The 18,312-nt window shown below is 63.4% G+C and carries 17 protein-coding genes; 4 read left to right on the forward strand and 13 right to left on the reverse strand.

The features are described 5' to 3' along the window. Positions 1-147: 147 nt before the first annotated feature. From MHM97_RS13935 to MHM97_RS13975, 9 genes are all read right to left on the reverse strand, one after another. A complete protein-coding gene (locus tag MHM97_RS13935; protein ID WP_239322980.1) occupies positions 148-1,221 on the reverse strand; it encodes a DUF1513 domain-containing protein in 1,074 nt (357 codons plus the stop codon). 45 nt (positions 1,222-1,266) lie between these two features. Beyond that, positions 1,267-2,283 (reverse strand): imelysin family protein, encoded by a 1,017-nt coding sequence (locus MHM97_RS13940; RefSeq protein WP_239322981.1) that lies wholly within the window; start codon positions 2,281-2,283, stop codon positions 1,267-1,269. Further along, entirely contained in the window at positions 2,283-3,791 is a 1,509-nt protein-coding gene (locus MHM97_RS13945) for a di-heme oxidoreductase family protein (protein WP_239322982.1), read from the reverse strand. Before MHM97_RS13945 ends, MHM97_RS13940 begins: the two co-directional genes overlap by 1 nt. A 34-nt stretch (positions 3,792-3,825) precedes the next feature. After that, the gene (gene bfr, locus MHM97_RS13950; protein ID WP_239322983.1) at positions 3,826-4,311 is read right to left on the reverse strand and encodes a bacterioferritin; all 486 of its coding nucleotides are present in this window, start codon (positions 4,309-4,311) and stop codon (positions 3,826-3,828) included. Then, a complete protein-coding gene (locus tag MHM97_RS13955; RefSeq protein ID WP_239322984.1) occupies positions 4,265-4,552 on the reverse strand; it encodes a (2Fe-2S)-binding protein in 288 nt (95 codons plus the stop codon). Before MHM97_RS13955 ends, bfr begins: the two co-directional genes overlap by 47 nt. Before the next feature lie 200 nt (positions 4,553-4,752). Next, the gene (locus tag MHM97_RS13960; protein ID WP_239322985.1) at positions 4,753-6,021 is read right to left on the reverse strand and encodes an imelysin family protein; all 1,269 of its coding nucleotides are present in this window, start codon (positions 6,019-6,021) and stop codon (positions 4,753-4,755) included. 56 nt (positions 6,022-6,077) lie between these two features. Then, positions 6,078-6,257 (reverse strand): hemin uptake protein HemP, encoded by a 180-nt coding sequence (gene hemP / locus MHM97_RS13965; RefSeq protein ID WP_005628449.1) that lies wholly within the window; start codon positions 6,255-6,257, stop codon positions 6,078-6,080. Beyond that, on the reverse strand, positions 6,254-6,421 hold the full coding sequence (locus tag MHM97_RS13970; RefSeq protein ID WP_239322986.1) for a hypothetical protein: 168 nt from the start codon (positions 6,419-6,421) through the stop codon (positions 6,254-6,256). Before MHM97_RS13970 ends, hemP begins: the two co-directional genes overlap by 4 nt. 179 nt (positions 6,422-6,600) lie before the next feature. Then, positions 6,601-7,467, reverse strand: coding sequence for a LysR family transcriptional regulator (locus tag MHM97_RS13975; protein WP_239322987.1), 867 nt, complete (start codon positions 7,465-7,467; stop codon positions 6,601-6,603). A 94-nt stretch (positions 7,468-7,561) separates the two neighbouring features. On the opposite strand from MHM97_RS13975, the gene MHM97_RS13980 reads away from it, so the two are divergent. Further along, positions 7,562-8,458, forward strand: coding sequence for an MBL fold metallo-hydrolase (locus MHM97_RS13980; RefSeq protein WP_239322988.1), 897 nt, complete (start codon positions 7,562-7,564; stop codon positions 8,456-8,458). 72 nt (positions 8,459-8,530) lie between these two features. On the opposite strand, the gene metG is transcribed toward MHM97_RS13980, so the two are convergent. After that, positions 8,531-10,252, reverse strand: a complete 1,722-nt coding sequence (gene metG / locus MHM97_RS13985) for a methionine--tRNA ligase (RefSeq protein WP_239322989.1) — start codon at positions 10,250-10,252, stop codon at positions 8,531-8,533. Between the two features lie 246 nt (positions 10,253-10,498). On the opposite strand from metG, the gene MHM97_RS13990 reads away from it, so the two are divergent. Then, positions 10,499-11,251 carry an OB-fold-containig protein gene (locus MHM97_RS13990; protein ID WP_239322990.1) on the forward strand — a complete coding sequence of 251 codons (753 nt, stop codon included), beginning with the start codon at positions 10,499-10,501 and terminating at the stop codon, positions 11,249-11,251. 61 nt (positions 11,252-11,312) lie between these two features. Then, entirely contained in the window at positions 11,313-13,025 is a 1,713-nt protein-coding gene (locus tag MHM97_RS13995; RefSeq protein ID WP_239322991.1) for a flotillin family protein, read from the forward strand. A gap of 332 nt (positions 13,026-13,357) precedes the next feature. Here MHM97_RS13995 and MHM97_RS14000 read toward each other — a convergent pair whose 3' ends face one another. After that, the gene (locus MHM97_RS14000; RefSeq protein ID WP_239322992.1) at positions 13,358-14,830 is read right to left on the reverse strand and encodes a carnitine 3-dehydrogenase; all 1,473 of its coding nucleotides are present in this window, start codon (positions 14,828-14,830) and stop codon (positions 13,358-13,360) included. Between the two features lie 118 nt (positions 14,831-14,948). Then, on the reverse strand, positions 14,949-15,866 hold the full coding sequence (locus tag MHM97_RS14005) for a 3-keto-5-aminohexanoate cleavage protein (RefSeq protein ID WP_239322993.1): 918 nt from the start codon (positions 15,864-15,866) through the stop codon (positions 14,949-14,951). A gap of 134 nt (positions 15,867-16,000) precedes the next feature. Between MHM97_RS14005 and MHM97_RS14010 the strand changes: the two genes are divergently transcribed. Beyond that, positions 16,001-17,032: a GlxA family transcriptional regulator gene (locus MHM97_RS14010; protein ID WP_239322994.1), complete on the forward strand. Its 1,032-nt coding sequence runs from the start codon at positions 16,001-16,003 to the stop codon at positions 17,030-17,032. A 77-nt stretch (positions 17,033-17,109) separates the two neighbouring features. On the opposite strand, the gene MHM97_RS14015 is transcribed toward MHM97_RS14010, so the two are convergent. Beyond that, the gene (locus tag MHM97_RS14015) at positions 17,110-18,156 is read right to left on the reverse strand and encodes an aldo/keto reductase (protein ID WP_239322995.1); all 1,047 of its coding nucleotides are present in this window, start codon (positions 18,154-18,156) and stop codon (positions 17,110-17,112) included. Positions 18,157-18,312: the final 156 nt, after the last annotated feature.

Genomic DNA, 18,312 nt, shown 5'->3' on the forward strand with positions numbered 1-18,312 from the left:
TCGTTTTGTCACGTATGGATTTCGTTCTCGTGTATGTAGGGTGCAAAACGAAAGCCCCTCGCGCGGATGCGGAAGGGGCGGAGGTTTTGCTCTCGGAGTTTTGACTGGGTTTTGCCCGGACGAAGGTCGGGGCCGCCCTGCGTGCTCTCAGGTGAGCGGGATCAGATGGTTGTCCCAGGCCAGCGGTGCGGTGGCGAGGTGTTCGACCTCTGTGCCGATCCGCGCTACGGCACCTGTTCCGGTGCTGGCGAGAAAACCTTCGCGCCGGGTCGCAAGGCCACAGACATCCCGGAGTGCGTGTTCGGCCAGCAAAGCACCGCTGGCGCAGTCCATTACCTGCACCACGCCACCCCGGGGCGAGGTCACGGCGATCTGCGTCTCATCGCCGGAAAACGCAATGGAGCCGCCATAACCATTGAGGTTGCGTAGGCGCGGGGCGTCCGCCGCCATCAGGCGCGGCGCGTCGCCGGGGTGATGCAGACCCACGATCGGCACGTCCGCGCCCAGATCGCCCTGCCACTGCATGGCAAACCCCACGGTGCCACCGCTGCGCACCGCGATATGGCGGATGGAGTTTTTATGCAGATCCGATGGCAGTTCCATCTGCTCCTGTATCTCGCCCGACAGGCTCAGATAGCTGAGGTTTGGGCGCATAAAGGGGATGTTGAGCTTGGCGCGGCCAGTATCCGGGTGGGTCTCGATGCCACCATTGGCGACCACAAGACCGGGGGCGTCGCGGCGCAGGAGCATCTCATGCGGGCCGATGCCGCCGGAGGGAAACTGGCCGATGCGGCGATAGTCGCGCGCGTTCCAGACGCCAATCATGCCTTCGCCGCTCTCGAAGGCATTCTCGGTCGTATACATCACCTCGCCCTCGGGGGAGAACACGCCGTGACCGTAGAAGTGATGCCCCTCCGGTGGCTCCAGCCGCGCCAGTTGCGCGCCGCTGCGGCAGTCGATCACATCGGCAAATCGACCGGGACGGCGGGCAAAGGCCACCGCTTCGGGCCGTGTGGGGTGGGCGCTGGCGGCATGGCCCCGATCCGGCAGGGAATGGCGAAACAGCACCTCGCCCGCGTCAGACAGCCCCGCGACTACAAACAGTCCCAGTTCGTCCTTGCCCGCAGACAGATAGGCAGGCGCGCCCGCGTCCGCCCAAGTGGCAGAAGGGGCCATGCTGCTGGCCATCAGGCCTGCAATGAAGCCGCGTCGAGAGGGCATTTGTGAACTCCTGTCTTTGATCGGAACGGGTTGTGAAGTGTCGGGTCAGTCGCCGTCCAGCGCGTTGAACCCGGCCTCCACCCCCAGCGTGGGGCCAAGGTCCAGTGCGGCGATGTCTTTGATCTCACGCACATCCTGTTGCAGCGTTTCCAACAGAAAACGTTTTTGTGGATCACTCACCCCGGCAAAGCTCGGGTCATCGGCAAGGTTCGCGGCGTGGCGGTCGGCCTTGTCGAACAGCTGTGTCAGATGTTGCGAGAGGTCCTGATCGCCTTCGGACAGGAGGTGTGCCAGGTGACGCAGGCTATCCAGCTGGATCTGCACATGGCGCAAGGAACGGCCAGAGCGGCGGGCCTCGGCGCGATTGGGGCGCGGGGTGTCAAATGTGCCAAGCGGGCGGCCAAGGCGCATATCGGCGAGGATCTCCAGCCCGGTGGTGAGCGCCTTGAACAGTTCCTGATGCGCTTCCTCATCGCTGCGGTAACGGTCATCCGGATGGCGGAGCTTGTCGGCGTAGTCCTCTTGCCAATCGGTCAAAATCGCGGCGCTGTTGCGCGACAGATCTTGCGCGACGGCCTTAACCACGGCGCAGGCGTAATCCGGGGAGGTCAGATCTGCATAGGCTTGGTCATAAAAGAGGTACTCCAGCGCATAAAACCCGCGTACCGCGACCGAGGCGGTGGCGAAATCCTCAGGCGTGTCGACCACCGGGTCGCTGTCCAACAGCAGGCCGCGCAGGGCCTTTGGGGTCTTGGAACGGCTGTCGGGCCAGAAGGCGATGGCAAAGGCGCGGTTGTCGGCCTCGGAAGGGCCGAAACGCAGGTGGCTGGCCGCAACCCATGCGTCAAAGGCCTCCCCCCAGGCTGTGCGCACGGCCTCTGATGTGGGGGCGCAGTCGCTTTCCGTGAGGGTCGCAAATTCGGCAGTCTCGGTGGCCAGACGCGCGTAGGTCGGTAAGATATGCTGGTCGATGACCGCATCCGTCAGCGCATCGGCGCGCGCCAGTCCGGTGAGGGCAACAAGGGCGCAGGCGGTGGACGCCAGACGAGACAAGACAGACATTAAAGAGACTCCAGAAAGGTGATAAGGGCGGCGCGATCATCGGGGGGCAAGGCGACGACGGTGTCGCGGGCGGCCTGAGCCTCGCCACCATGCCAGAGGATGGCTTCCAGCAGGGTGCGGGCGCGGCCATCATGCAGGAAGGTGGCGCGGGTTGAGACCTGCTGCGTCAAACCAATCCCCCAAAGCGGTGCGGTGCGCCATTCGCGCCCGGTGGCGCGCGCTTCGGGTCGGTTGTCGGCAAGGCCCTCTCCCATGTCGTGCAACAGCAGATCGGAATAGGGCCAGATCAGCTGAAAGCTCTGCTCGGGGCGATCAAGCAGGCGGTGGGTGACAAATTTGGGCTGGTGGCACCTGGCGCAGCCGCTGTCATAGAACACGGATTTGCCGCGCAGCACCTCGGGCGCGTCCAGATCGCGGCGGGCAGGTGCCGAGACATTGCGGCTGTAGAAGGTGACCAGATCCATATTGGGCTGGTCAATTTCGGTCACGCGCACGTCGCCGTCGCCATGCGGCGCGCTGCGGCAGGCGTGCTGCAAGGCTGTGCAATCGCCATAGGGCTGCGGAAATAATGGTGTCGAGATGCCGATATCGCCGGAAAACGCCGCTGCGGATTGTTCCTGGATGGTGGCGGTGCCGGCCTTGAGGCCAAAGCGCCCCAGCATGACCTGATCAAATTCCTTGGACCAGACGAGGTTTGGTCGCCCCGATATGCCGTCACCGTTCTGATCGTCGGGGTCGGCAAGGGCGAGGATATCGGCGGCGGGAATGGCCTCCAACAGGCCAAGGCCAATCATCGGCGGGGCCACGCGGGGCGAGAGCATCGCCTTGGCATGCAGGGGGCCGTATTTCAACGCGGTGGCTTCAAACGAGGGTTTGCGCAGGCGGACCACCTCGCCGCCATTCAGGGTAATGTCTTCCTCGGTGTAGGTCACCGACAGGCGGTATTCGGGATTGACGCCGGGGCTGGAGAAATCCTGCAATTGCCAGCCATAGGTCGGCTCTGGCGACATGCCGATATAGTCGGGAATGGCGCGCAAGGCGGGCGGCACCGGGCCGGGGATGGAGACCCGCAGAAAGGTCGAGGCAGAGCGATAGTCGGGCCCCTCGGGCAGATGTCCGCGCCCGTCGCGGATGTGGCAGCGTTGGCAGGCGCGGGCGTTGTAGATCGGGCCCAACCCATCAGACGCGCGGGTCGAGGACGGCGAGAACACCCAGAGTTTGTCAAACAGGGCCTCGCCCAGCCGAAACTCCAGCCCCTGTTCAAAGGTCAGGTTCACCGGCGGCGCGCTAAAGGCCTCGCGGTCATTGCGATAGGGCAGGGTGGCGGCCCCGGCGGGGAGGTCTTCGAACGGCTCGGGCGCGGTGAAGTCATCCGCAGGGGCGGTGACGCGCGCAATGCGGCTGCTTTCGTCCTTGGTGCGGGGCAGAACGGAAAGATGCGGTTCCGCAAGGCCATCCGGGGGCGGCGCGGCGGCGCGGTCGGTTGCATGCAGCGGTGCGGCCAGCACCAGAGCGAAGGCCGCACCCAGGAAACAGGCCGACTTACTCGGCGTTGTCCATCTTGGAGGCGTTGAGATGCGCGTAGTTTTCGGCGCCAACGCGGTCGTGCAGTTCAAGCTGGGTCTCCAGGAAATCGATATGGCCTTCTTCGTCGGCCAGCAGCTCTTTGAACAGCTCCTCGGTGACGAAATCACCATTGGTCCTACAGTACTCGGCGGCTTCCTTGTAGAGGTCGCGGGCTTCTTGTTCCGCGGCCAAATCGCACTCCAGCGTTTCCTTGGGGGACTGGCCGATGCGCAGGGGATCAAGCGTTTGCAGATTGGGATGCCCCTCAAGGAAGATAATCCGATCAATCAGCTTGTCCGCGTGATGCATCTCTTCGATGCTTTCCTCGCGGCTTTTCTTGGCCATGTGACCAAGGCCCCAGTCGTCCTGCAGGCGATAATGCAGCCAATACTGGCTGACAGCGGTCAACTCGCTCCTAAGCGCCTTGTTGAGATAGTCGATGACTTTGGGGTCGCCCTTCATAATTGCTCTCCGGAGAAATGGCTGTACGCAGGTTCTGCAGATGTGCAGGTACACTAACCTTAGCGTTGGCGCGCATGGTGTCCAGAAAGAGCGTCATGCAACCGCCACAATCCGCCTTCTTGCCGAGAGCGCGATAGATTTTCCCAGGGGTTATAATGGTTTGCGGGTCAGATGCGCGCATCCAGTCGATGGCCGAATGGATGTCGTGATCCGAGATCGCAGTGCAGTGGCAGATGATCATGACGGGGCTTTTATCCCAAGAGATTCTATAGGCTACTTGCTCGCCTCAATATCTGAGCAAAAGAATAAGTTTTCAAGGATAAATGAGACTGATTTGCTCAGGAAAGCGTGAGCGCGGCATATTGTGAAGATTGGCGCGCGCAAAAAAGAAGGAGCCGCGCACGGGGCGCGACTCCTGTCAGATCGGGGACCTGATCTGAATTACTGGAATACGGCCGACGGGTTATCGAGCGAGTCGGAGCCCTCGATGGCGACGGTGTCCAGTTCCAGCACGGCAACCGCGCGTTCGATCGAGCGGGTCTGATCCACCAGCGCCTCGACGCCGCCCATGACCAGCGCCTCGCCGGCTTCGCTGCCCTGCGCCAGCATCTGGTCATAAGAGAAGCCTGCCTCGGCCGCCGTCTTGATGCGGCCCAGCTTCATCATGGTGGTGGAGAGTTTGCCGGTCAGTTCCGCGTTCAGTTCAGAATCCGCAGCCTCGACCAGATCGGCCAGTGCCGGGCCGGACACCAGATCGCCGTTCACCCGCACATATTCGCCCAAGTAGACGTTCTGGATGCCCAGACCATCATAGTAGTGGCTGTTGTGGGTGTTGTCGGAGAAGCAATCATGCTCTTCTTCGGGATCGTTCAGCATCAGGCCAAGACGCATCCGCTCGCCCGCCTGTTCGCCATAGGACAGCGACCCCATGCCGGTCAGGATCGTGGTGATGCCCGCGTCCTCGTCAGAAAGCACGGTTTCGCGCGCTTCGCCGCCCTCGGCCCATTGCGCGGTGATCCACTCAAGATCGGACACCAGCAGATCGGTCGCCGCTTTCAGGTAGGCGCCACGGCGGTCACAATTGCCGTTGGTGCAGTCCTCGCCCGCCGCATAGTCTGTCCATGCGCGCTCGCCCGCGCCATGCTCGGTGCCGTTCAGATCCTGACCCCAGAGCAGGAATTCGATGGCGTGGTAGCCGGTTGCCACATTGGCTTCGACACCGTCGGCCTCGTGCAGGGTCTCGGCCAGCAGCTCGGGCGTGATGTCGGAGGCGTCGATGGTTTCGCCAGAGAGGGTGAACTCCGGGTTGGCAACCACGTTCAGCGCTGCGGCGGCGTTCTCATCCGTCGGGCCACCATAAGAGGCGTCCACATAGTCGATCAGGCCTTCATCCAGCGGCCATGCGTTCACTTTGCCTTCCCAGTCGTCGACAATGGCATTGCCGAAACGGTAGACTTCGGTCTGCTGATAGGGGACGCGCGCCGCCAGCCAGGCGTGTTTTGCGGCCTCAAGGTTTTCAGCCGAAGGGTCCGCAATCAGCGCATCAACAGCAGCCTGAAGCGCCTTTGCGGTGATCAGGCTGTCTTCGTATTTTGCCTCGGCGATGTTTGCGTAATTGGTCAGAACATCGGCCTTGGACGCGGCGAAAGCGGCCGATGTGCCTACGGTCAAAGCCGCAATGGCGGCACCGGTGAGAAGCGGCGTTTTCATGAAGTATATCCTCGCTGGAACTTTGGTATTTGTGGCGCTGTTGCGCGTGGGGTGAATTACTTGGTCAGGATCAGCTTGCCTGCGCGGGTGATGCGCAGCGAATAGATCTGACCATTGAGAAGAATGCGGGCCTGCACACCGCCGCGGGTCAGATCCTCGGCGTGGTAGGTCGGGTAGGTTTCCGGTTGTGCGGCTGCGGCAATGTCTTCTTGGGAAATCGGTTTCAGGTTGCTCATCGGGGAGACCTCTGTTTCTGCTCCACCTTGTCGAACAGCCACTCAAAGCAAAAGCTCTGCTGCGGCACCTCTCCCGACAGGACGTTGTGCCACAGATCCGACACCGGCAGCGGATCTGCGTCGCGGTCACTGTGCGTGGGTGGTTGGCCAGAGAGGTTCAACATGTGCGGGACGCAAGGTTCAGGTTGTCGGCTGGCCCGTGTGATGCACAGGTTGGCTGGATTGCCCTATTCCTGATTTATTTGGTCGGATATGTCAAATGGTTTCATATCCGGCCTGTTTTCTTTGACTTATCCAAAGGTGGCGGCGGCGACAGGGGCGGACAACACCAGGGCGCGGGCCGCTATGGCCCCGGCTGCGGCGCGGCGGCGCAGCCCTCGGGCGGGCCGCCCGTGGCGGAAAATTCGGCCACAAGCGCCTCTATGAACAGGCGCACGCGCTGAGGTTGGTGGCGGCGATCCTGATACACGAGGTAAAGGCCAAGCTGCGATTCGACGCCGGGAGGCGGGGCGGCGATCTCTACCGCGCCCGTCGCGGCATCCTGTTCACAAAGCGACAGCGGCAGGCAGGCACGGGCGGCACCGGCCAGCGTCAACTCCCGCGCCAGCGCAAAGGATTCGCACTGGGCCTGTCCGGGCAACGGGCTGCTGTTCAGGTGCCGGGTGAGGGGACCAAGGATCGGCAAGCTCTCATCCCGCAGCCGCCCCGGCGGGGCCACCAGCTGCACCGGCATCTGCGACAAGAGCCGCGCAATCAGGTCCGCACCGCCGGGGCGGTGACCACGCAGAGCCACATCGATCCCGTCGCGGACAAAATCGGTGGCGCGATCCTCAACGGTGATGTCGATGTGAATCTTGGGTTGGCGCGCCAGAAAGTCCCGGGTGAGACGGGCCAGCCGTTCCATGGGCAGGGCAGTCGGCACCGACAGCCGCACCGGCCCGCTGGCGCTGACATCGGCCGAGACAAGGCTGCGCGCCGCCTCGATCTCGGCCAAGGCCCGTTGGCAGCGCTCCAGAAACACCGCGCCCTCGGCGGTGAGGGCAGTGCTGCGGGTGGTGCGATCCAGGAGGCGCACGCCGAGGCTCTGTTCCAGCGCCCGCACCCGGCTGGTGACGGTTGAGGGCGGCAGACCCAGACGCCGCGCCGCGCCCGCAAAGCTCAACTGGCCCGCCACTTCGGCGAAGGTTTCGATGTTTTGCAGATCGTTCATTGTGCGACTATCTCGGTTAGTGTCTGCGGTATTATGGCGATTATTTCGCCCGATGCGAGGGGTTACATCCGCTTCATCAGAAGTGGAGAAGCAGATGAACAGACGTAGCTTTCTAAAATCCGGTGTTGCGGTTGCCGCAGCGGGCCTGTTGCCCGCCACCGTGCGCAGTGCGACGGCCCCCCTGTCGGTGCGTTGGCTGGGAGGCGCGATGATGGAGATCGAAGCCGCAGGCCTGCGTATTCTCACCGATCCCTGCCTTGGCGAAGGGGAAGAGGCCTTTGTGATGGGCGATCCCAATGAGATGTTTGACCTTGCCAAAGGCCCGAACATCAAGACCCACGCCCGGCTGACGCCCTTTCCGGGGCTGACGCACAGCAGCCCGGATCTGGTGCTCCTGAGCCATCTGCACGAGGATCATTTCGATCAGAAGGCCCAAGCCTGGCTGGACCGCAGCCTGCCCGTGCTGGCACCGGAGCACGACACGGAGCATCTGCGGCAGCAGGGCTATGGCGCACAGGCCGTGCGGCACGGGGCGACGCGTGTGTTCAACGGCCCCAGTGGTGAGCTCCGGGTCACCGCCTTGCCTGCGGTGCATTCGCTCAACCCGCAAATCTCGGCGGTGCTGGGCCTTGGCAACGGCTATATGATCGAGGCCCGCCGTGGCGCGCAGGTGCAGCGTCTGTATTGGGCGGGCGATACGTTCCATGTCGCGCCGGTGGCGCAGGCGCTGGCCCAGCAGGACACCCCGGATCTGTTCATTCCACATATCGGCGCGGTCGGCGGCGAGGGCGCGCTGGGGCAGATCTCCATGGATGGGGCGCAGGCGATGGATTTTGCCGCACAAGTGGGTGCGCGGTCGGTTCTGCCGGTGCATCACACAACCTATTCCCTCTATCGCGAAGGGCCGGACGTGATGCAGCACCTGCACCAAACCCGGTCCCCCGGCTGGTCGCTTCAGGTGCTGAACGAGGGCGAACAGATCGCCCTCTGATGCGCGCAGATGCAAAAAGGCCGCCCGGAACAGGGCGGCCTCTTCGTTGTTTTCTGCAAATATGTCCGGGGCTTAGGCGTCGCGTCCGCCGGCAAAGCGCGCCTGCCATTCCTCGCGCTGCTCGTCGGTGATCTTGGCAAAGAGCACCTCCGGCACGGTAAAGGCATGGCCTGCGGGCAGGGCGGCGAGCGCTGCGGCGACGTCTTCGGGCCAGTCGCGATCCTCGGTGCCCAATGCCTCAAACAGGCGATCAGAGGCATCGGGGATGAAGGGCGCCGACAACACCGCATAGAGGCGGATCAGGTTGAGGCCCAGACGCACCTGACCAGCGGCGCGCTCGGGGTCTTCCTTGAACACCGACCACGGCGCGGCAGATTGCAGGTATTCATTGCCCGCAACCCAGATCGCGCGCAGCTCTTGCGCTGACTTGCGCACTTCCATCGCTTCCATGTGGCGCTCATAGGCGCCGATGCGGGTGGAGAGCTCCTCGATCAGGGCCTGTTCCTGCTCGCCCCATGCGCCCCCCTCGGGCACCTGCTCGCCAAATTTCGAGCGGCAGAATTTGGTGATGCGCGAGACAAAATTGCCAAGCACATCCGCCAGATCCTTGTTCACGGATTGCTGGAAGTTCTCCCATGTGAACTCCGCATCAGAGCTTTCGGGGGCATGGGACAGCAGCCACCAGCGCCAGTAATCCGACGGCAGGATCTCCAGCGCCTGATCCATGAACACGCCGCGCCCCTGCGAGGTGGAGAACTGGCCGCCGTCATAGTTCAGGTAGTTGAACGATTTGAGGTGATCCACCATCTTCCAAGGCTCGCCCGACCCCAGCAGGGTCGCGGGGAAGGACAGGGTATGGAAGGGGACGTTGTCCTTGCCCATGAACTGGACGTATTTGACGTTATCCGCGCCCTTGTCGGTGCGCCACCAGCGCTCCCAGTCCGCATCCGATTTGCCGTGTGCCTCGGCCCATTCGCCGGCGGCGGCGATATATTCGATCGGCGCGTCGAACCAGACGTAGAAGACCTTGCCTTCCATGCCGGGCCAGTCCTCGGTGCCTTTTTTGACCGCGATGCCCCAGTCGAGGTCACGGGTGATGCCCCGGTCCTGAAGCCCATCGCCGTCATGCAGCCATTTCTTGGCGATCGAGGTGGTCAGAACTGGCCAGTCGGTCTTGGAGTCGATCCACTGGTCCAGCTGGTCGCGCATTGCGGATTGGCGCAGGAACAGGTGCTTGGTCTCGCGCACCTCAAGGTCGGTGGACCCGGAAATCGCCGAGCGCGGGTTGATGAGGTCGGTCGGATCGAGCTGCTTGGTGCATTCCTCGCATTGATCGCCGCGCGCCTTCTCGAACCCGCAGTTGGGGCAGGTGCCCTCGATATAGCGGTCGGGCAGGAAGCGGCCATCGGCGTTGGAATAGACCTGCTTTTCCGACACTTCGGTGATCAGCCCGGCCTCTTCCAGCTTGCCCGCGAAATGCTGGGTCAACGCGTGGTTTTGCGGGCTGGAGGAGCGGCCATAATGGTCAAACGACAGGCCAAACCGCTTGGCGATGTCGGCCTGGACCTCGTGCATCTCGGCGCAATAGTCGGCCACGGGTTTGCCCGCCTTGGCTGCGGCCAGTTCGGCGGGGGTGCCGTGTTCGTCGGTGGCGCAGAGGAACATCACCTCATGACCGCGCCCCCGGTTGTAGCGGGCATAGAGATCGGCAGGCAGCTGGCTTCCCACGAGGTTGCCGAGGTGCTTGATCCCATTGATATAGGGCAGTGCCGAGGTGATGAGAATTCGGGCCATATCGTCCATCCACGTCGCTTGTCTGGCCGCTCGTCTATCCCATGCGGGAAGGTACGAAAACCCCATGTGATCCGGCGATGCGAAGAAAGCGGCAAATCTGCTGCGCCAGCGGCGCTCTTCACCTTGACCCTCGGGGGCGCTTGCAGGAGGTTGAGGGCGATTTTGAACCCCAATCCCTTGAATCCTCACGGGTGCGTGAACATATAGATTGCATACAATGGCATACAAATTGGATTTTATATACGGATGACAGATCTTCTTCTCGACGGGGCCTTTGCCCCTTTCACCATGGCGCTGGCGCTTTTGCTTGGTTTGGTGGGGATGGAAGTTCTGGCATTGCTGCTGGGGGGCAGCCTTCTGGCCGGGGACAGCGACGCTGATCTGGATGGTCCCGGTGGTGTGGAGCTGGACGCGGATCTCGATATTGGTGGCGTCGATCTGGACGCGCTGGATGGCGTTGATCTGGATGCGCTCGACATCGACGGGCTGGAAGGGCTGGAGGCGGAAGCCCCCGCAACCGCGCCAGAGATTTCCGGCGGCGGCGGCGTGCTCAGCTGGCTCGGCATCGGGCGCATGCCCTTTCTGATCTGGCTCGGCTCTGCACTGATGGCCTTTGGCTTGTCGGGCATGGCCTTGCAACTCAGCCTCCGGGATCTGTTCCAGATCTTTGCCCCGGCTGGGCTGGTCGCAATTCCCGCCGGCATCCTGGCCCTGTGGTTTGCGCGTGGCTTCGGCGCGGTCTTTGCGCGGCTGTTGCCACAGACCCAGACCGAAGCTCTGTCCGAAGGGTCCTTCGGCCGCCGCCGTGGAACCGTCACCCAGGGCACCGCCTCGCGCGGGCGCCCCGCCGAGGTCCGCGTCATGGACCGTTTTGGCAACGCCCATTACCTGCGCGCTGAACCCCTGAGCGATCAGGAACAGATTGCCCAAGGCACCGAGGTGCTGGTGATCCGTGACCGCCGCGCCGAACGATATGTTCTCGTGCCGCTCTCTGACTGAGTCGCGCGGGGGCAGCCCCACCTTGAATTTAAACGTAACTTTGACCTGAAGGAGGTTTGGGATGGACTTTTCATTCCTGCTGGTGAGCGTGATCACCATATTGATTTTTGTGGCCCTGATCGGGCTTGTTCTGGGGCGACTCTACCGCCGTGCCACCCGCGAGGTGAGCCTGGTGAAGACCGGCTCTGGCGGCAAAAAGGTCATCATGGACGGCGGAACCATTGTGATCCCGTTGCTGCATGAGGTCAGCCCCGTCAACATGAAGACCCTGCGTCTGGAGGTGCAGCGTTCGGGCGAGGCTGCGCTGATCACGCAGGACCGTATGCGGGTCGATGTGGGCGTGGAATTCTACGTCTCGGTGATGGCGACCGAAGAAGGCATCTCGCGCGCGGCACAGACGTTGGGCGACCGGACCTTTGATGTGGAACAGCTGCGTGAGATGATCGAAGGCAAGCTCATCGACGGTCTGCGCGCGGTGGCCGCACAGATGACCATGGACGGGCTGCATGAAAACCGCGCCGACTTTGTGCAGGAGGTGCAGAATGCGGTCTCCGAGGATCTGTTGAAAAACGGTCTGTCGCTGGAATCTGTCTCGCTCACGGCACTCGACCAGACGCCGTTTGAGGCGCTGGACGAAAACAACGCCTTCAACGCGGTGGGCATGCGCAAACTGGCCGAGGTGATCGCCACCTCGAAAAAAGAACGCGCCCAGATCGATGCGGAGGCGGAGGTCGCCGTGCGCCGTGCCGCGATGGAAGGGGAACGCCAGAAACTGCTGATCGATCAGGACGAACAGCAGGCCCGTATCGAACAGATGCAGCAGGTGGAAACCATGCGCGTGGCGCAGGAGGCGGAAATCGCCGCCCGGACCGAGGACTCGGTGCGTGAAACCGAACGCGCCCGCATCGCCCGAGAGGAAGCCATCCGCTCTGCCGAGATCGAGCGCGAGCGCAAGATCCGCGAGGCCGAGATCACCAAGGAGCGCGAGCTTGAGGTGGCCGAACAGGAACGTCAGGTCATCATCGCGCAGAAATCCGAGGAAGAAAGCCGCGCCCGCGCCTCGGCGGATATGGCCCGCGCCGAAGCGACCAAAGCAACCGAAGCCGTGGCAACCGCCCGTCAGGTGGCCGAGGCCGAGCGTCAGAAGCAGATTGTTCTGATCGAGGCCGCGCGCGAGGCGGAACGTCAGGCCACCGGCATTCGTCTGGCCGCACAGGCCGAAAAAGAAGCCGCCGCCGACCGCGCCGAAGCCCGCCGCGAGGAAGCCCAGGCCGAGGCCGATGCGCTCAACATTCGCGCGGAGGCCAAGAAGAACGACATGCTGGCGGAGGCCGAAGGGAAACGCGCGCTGGTCGAGGCCGACAATGCGCTCTCGCCGGAACTGGTGCGCATGAAGGTTGACCTCGCCCGGATCGATGCGATGCCCTCGATCATTGCAGAGATGGTGAAACCGGCCGAGAAAATCGACTCGATCAAGATCCATCAGGTCGGTGGCGTGGGCGGCGGCGCGGCCTACAGCAGCGCAGGCGCAGGTGCCGGGGCGTCTGGCGACAAACCCGTGGTCAATCAGGCGCTGGATTCCATCATGGGCATGGCGGTGCAGATGCCCGCGCTGAAAACGCTGGGGCGTGAGCTGGGCATTTCCATGGAGGACGGCGTGTCCGGCGTGGTGAATGGCATGCTGGACGGCACTGACATCGCCCCCGAAGTCGCCGCCGACGTCCCGTCCGATCCGGAGGCCACCGATGCAGCGAAAGCCTCAGAGGTGCACTGAACACTGAGGTCCTGTGCACGGATGCGCTGAGACATCAGGAAGGGCCAGCCACGGGCTGGCCCTTTCTATCTGATCCACGGCCGGCACACCGCGTTGCACCGCGTTTGTGTCGACAGCGGAGACATGCGAGGTGTTGCGGTTGCGTCCGCCCGCGCCATGTCATGGAGATTGACGGCCTGGGCCCTGATGCCAGTGGTGCCTCTGACTGTCCGGGTGTTGGCCCCCGCCTCAGGCAATCTCACAAACACCGCTCTCATACGGCACACTTGGGTGCGTCGGCGCAGGGAGTGGCCCCGGCGCGTCCGAAGCCGGACGCGCCCGGGCAGGTTTGTTCACCGAGGCGCACCAATGGCGCGGCCCAGTCCCTCGGGCGCAGGCAGTGCTTCATGTGCCGCCGCGATCTTCGTCAGATTGGCCTCGATCTGTGCCGCAGGCGGCGCGGAGCGACGGGTCTTCAGGTCCACATGCAAGAGCATATGCTCCCCCGTCGCCAGCAACCGGTCGCCCTCATACATCTCGTGCCAGAGGTGCATTTTCTTGCCCGCACCCATGATGACCCGGGTCCTCACCTGGATCGGGTGGCCCGCGTGCACCTCGTCGATATGGCGTATGTGGGTCTCGGCGGTGAAATAGCTGCCGCCAGAGGCGATATAGTCGGCGTCACAGCCGATGATCTCCATCAGCCGGTCGGTCGATTGCGCAAAAGCGTCGAGATAGCGGCTCTCGGTCATATGGCCGTTGTAGTCGGTCCAATCGAGCGGCACGGTGCGATTCTGGGTCAGGATCGGCTGCGCGAGATCGGCAAGATCATCCATGCTGCGCGCCAGTCCCGCCTCCTGCATGCGCGCCGCATCATGCGCGTTCTGAAGCGCGCCCGCGCCCCAGTCGTTGGCGCCCAGCGCGCGCATCATGCCCACGAGGTTGTCGTCGCGGATGCGCTCCAGCTCGCGGATGGAGTGATGTCCGGATTGCGCGTCGGACTGACCGGCGATCAGGTCCACCAGCGCGTCATTGTAGTCCGGCACATCCATCAGCTTGGTCCAGGGCCAGCTGAGCGCCGGGCCGAACTGGGCCATGAAATGCTTCATCCCGGCTTCGCCACCTGCGACGCGATAGGTCTCGAACAGGCCCATCTGCGCCCAGCGGATGCCAAAGCCATAGCGGATGGCGTTGTCGATCTCCTCGGTGGTGGCGATACCGTCCTTGACCAGCCAGAGCGCCTCGCGCCAGACCGCCTCGAGGAAGCGATCCGCCACATGGGCGTCGATTTCCTTTTTCAGGTGCAAGGGGTACATGCCGATGGCGCTGATGATCTCCTTGGCCTTGGCGATGATCTCCGGGCTGTTGGCCTCGGTGGTGACCACCTCAACCAGCGGCATCAGGTAGACCGGGTTGAAGGGATGCGCGACAACGATCTGCGCGGCGTTGGTGAACCCCTCCTGCAATTGCGAGGGTTTGTAGCCGGAGGTCGACGAGCCGATCACCGCGCCGGGCGGCACATGCGCCTGCAATTCGCCGTAAACTTTCTGCTTCAGATCCAGCCGCTCCGGCACGCTTTCCTGCACCCAGTCGACGCCCTGAACGGCTGCTTCGATGGTGTCGTGAAAGGTCATCGTGCCCTCGGGCGGCAGCGCCACATTGCCCAGCCCCGGCAGGGCGCGGCGGGCGTTCTCCATCACCTCGGCGATCTTGCGCGCCGCCTCCGGGTCGGGGTCGAAGACGCGCACATCCCACCCGTTCAGAAGGAAGCGCGCCGCCCAGCCGCCGCCGATCACACCGCCGCCGATGATTGCTGCTGTTTTCATCTCGTTGTCCTCAATAAAAAAGGGTGCAGTTGAGCGGGGGTCCTGGCCTGTGGCCAGGATCCGCGCCGGTCTGGCCCTCGACGGGCCAGACCGGCGCTCCCCCTTCCTCGACCTCCGATTATTTCGCGACGGGCGCTTGCTTGGTCAGCCCGAGCCGCGTGCGCACCTCGGCCGGGGAAATCACCCGGGCACCGAGGTTGGAGATGATGCTGCCTGCACGCTCCACCAGCTGCCAGTTCTCCGCCAGCACGCCCTTGTCGAGGTAGAGGTTGTCCTCCAGCCCCACACGCACATTGCCGCCCGCCAGCACCGAGGCCGCCACATAGGCCATCTGATCGCGGCCCAGCGAGAACGCCGACCAGTTCCAATCATCAGGCACATTGTTGACCATCGCCATGAAGGTATTGAGGTCATTGGGCGCGCCCCAGGGCACCCCCATGCACAGCTGCACCAGCGCGTTCGCCTCAAGGACGCCATCCTTCACCAGCTGCTTGGCATACCAAAGATGGCCAGTGTCAAACGCCTCGATTTCTGGCTTCACGCCCAGATCCGTCATCATCTTGCCCATCGCCTGCAACATGCCCGGCGTGTTGGTCATGACGTAATCGGCCTCGGCAAAGTTCATGGTGCCGCAATCCAGCGTGCAGATCTCCGGCAGACATTCGGCCACATGCGCCACCCGTTCGCTGGCGCCGATCATGTCGGTGCCCGCCGCATTCACCGGCAGCGGGCTTTCCACCCCGCCAAAGGTGATGTCGCCGCCCATGCCGGCGGTCAGGTTCAGCACCACATCGGTGTCGCTGTCGCGGATACGGTCGGTGACCTCGCGATAGAGCCCTAGGTCGCGCGAGGGCGCGCCGGTTTCGGGATCGCGCACATGACAATGCACAATTGCCGCCCCTGCCTTGGCGGCAGCAATGGCGCTGTCGGCGATTTCCTTGGGCGAGCGGGGCACATGCGGGCTGCGATCCTGCGTCCCTCCGGAGCCGGTCACGGCACAGGTGATAAAGACCTCGCGGTTCATGGAAAGCGGCATTTTTGATTTTCCCTCTGATGTACAGGGTTGTGCCACGGGTTATCCCCAGGCTTCTCCCCGGATTCCAATTTGCGCTGATCCTGACTCTGGCTCAGCCTTGCCGGCAAGAGTTTACGCGAAGCGAATCGAAGTTGATGAAATCCGCAAAAAACATCCTCCAGCCGGAGAACCGCCCCCTCAAGACCGCCGTTCTGGTGATGGACGAGTGTAACACACTCTCCTTTGCCGCGGCGGTGGACCCGATGCGTGCTGCCAATCGGCTGGCCGGACGCGCGGCCTTTGACTGGGACTATATCAGCGCCACGGCCGAGGCGCCGATGCTCACCTCCGGCCTCACCGTGCCCACCACACCGCTGGCGCGGCTGGATGGCTGTGATCTGCTGATCGTGGTGGCCGGGTTCCAACTGGCCCGCCACGCCACCCCAAGCCTGCTTGCGGGTCTGCGCCGCATTGCAGGCACCGGCGCCACCCTTGCGGGCATCGACGGCGGGCCCTGGCTCCTGGCCGAAGCCGGGCTGCTGGACGGCCATGCCGCCACCACCCATTGGGAAGATCTGGAAAACTTCTCCGCCCGCTTTCCCGACATTCACTGCCGTACCGACCGTTTCACCGTCTCCGAGGGCCGCATGACCTCCGGCGGGGCGACGCCCGCGATCGAGATGATGCTGCATATCATCGGCGCGCGCCACGGCCACGGCTTTGCCTCGCGCGTTGCCGGGCTGTTCCTCTACGACGGCATCTCCGCGCCCCAGCGTGGACAGAGCCGTCTCGGGCATCACAAACACAACGCCCTCACCGCCAAGGCCAATGCGATCATGGAAGCGGCGCTGGACGACCCCAAACCCCTGGCGGAAATCGCCGAGGTTCTGGGCACCAGCCCGCGCAGCCTGCAACAGCAGTTCCGCCTGCGCCTCAATACAACGCCGCAGGACCACTACCTGCAACTGCGCCTGGCCGAGGCCCGCCGTCTGGTCACCGACACCAACCTGCCGCTGATGGAGATTGCAGTGGCCACCGGCTTCACCTCGCAATCCACCTTCGCCCGCGCCTTCCGCACCGCCCATGGCCTGTCGGCGCGTGAACTCCGGCAGAGCGGGGCAGAGACAGCCTTTGCAAGCTATCCGGCCCTGCAGGCCAATAGCCACGCCAGCCACAGCACCAACTAGCCCCTTCAGCTTTTCATAAATATCTCGGGGGTGAATTGCCCCAAGGGGCAAGAGGGGGCAGCGCCCCCTCCCGTCGTTTAATAGGGCATCGGATGGGCGCGATGGGCATGGTCGATCTCGGCCAGAACCTCCGGCGCCAGCTCCAGATCCGCGCCCTCCAGGATATGCGCCAACTGGTCCACATCCGTCGCGCCAAAGATTGCGGAGGCCATAAAGGGCCGTGTCCGGCACCACGCCAGCGCCATATGCACCGGATCAAGCCCGTGATCGGCGGCAATCGCCAGATAGGCCGCCACCGCAGCCTCGACCCGATCCGACTGACGCCCGCCCATGGTGGCGTTGATCGACTTGCGCGACCCGTCCGGCACCGCGCCGTCCTGATACTTGCCGGTCAGATACCCCGCACCCAGGGGCGAGAAGGACAACAGCCCCACATCCTCGTAATGGCTCAGCTCCGCCAGGTCGGTGTCATAGAGACGGCACAGCAAGGAGTATTCGTTCTGGATCGAGGCCACCCGCGGGCCTTTGCCCTGTTCGGCCAGACGCAGCCATTGAGCGGTGCCCCAGGCGCTCTCGTTCGAGAGGCCAAAGGCGCGGATATTGCCCTTGTCGACCTGCTCCTGCAACGCGCCAAGACAGTCTTCCATATCCGCAATCACCTGCGCGCGGTCATAGCTTGAGGCGGTCGGATCATAGGTCCAGTTCTTGCGGAACATATAGCTGCCGCGGTTGGGCCAGTGGAACTGATAGAGGTCGATGTAGTCGGTCTTCAGCCGCCTCAGAGACGCCTCGACCGTTGCCCCGATGGTCTGTGCCGTGATCGGCGCGCCATCGCGTGCAACCGATCCCTCGCCGGAATGTTTGGTGGCCAGGATATATTCCCCCCGCCGGCCGGTCTTTTCATTCCAGCTGCCGATGATCTCCTCGCTGCGCCCCAGGGTCTCCAACCGGATCGGGTTCACCGGATACATCTCTGCGGTATCGAGGAAATTGATCCCCGCATCCAGCGCCATGTCGATCTGCGCGTGGGCATCCGCCTCGTCGGTCTGGGTGCCATAGGTCATGGTGCCCAGGCACAGATCCGTGACCATCATATCGGTGCGGCCAAGCCGGTTCATCTTCATCTCGTGCTCTCCTGCAATGCGGTGTCGCGCGGACCCTAACCCGCCGGGGACGCGATGCAAGCAGATGCCCCCGACCTGCCCAAACATTAACCATTTGGTAGCTTTGTTGCCCGTTCAGGTTGTGTGCCGTGGTATACTTCTCGCATCCCCTTCCAG

It is taken from the genome of Epibacterium sp. Ofav1-8, from assembly GCF_022348185.1.
Classification (GTDB): domain Bacteria; phylum Pseudomonadota; class Alphaproteobacteria; order Rhodobacterales; family Rhodobacteraceae; genus Epibacterium.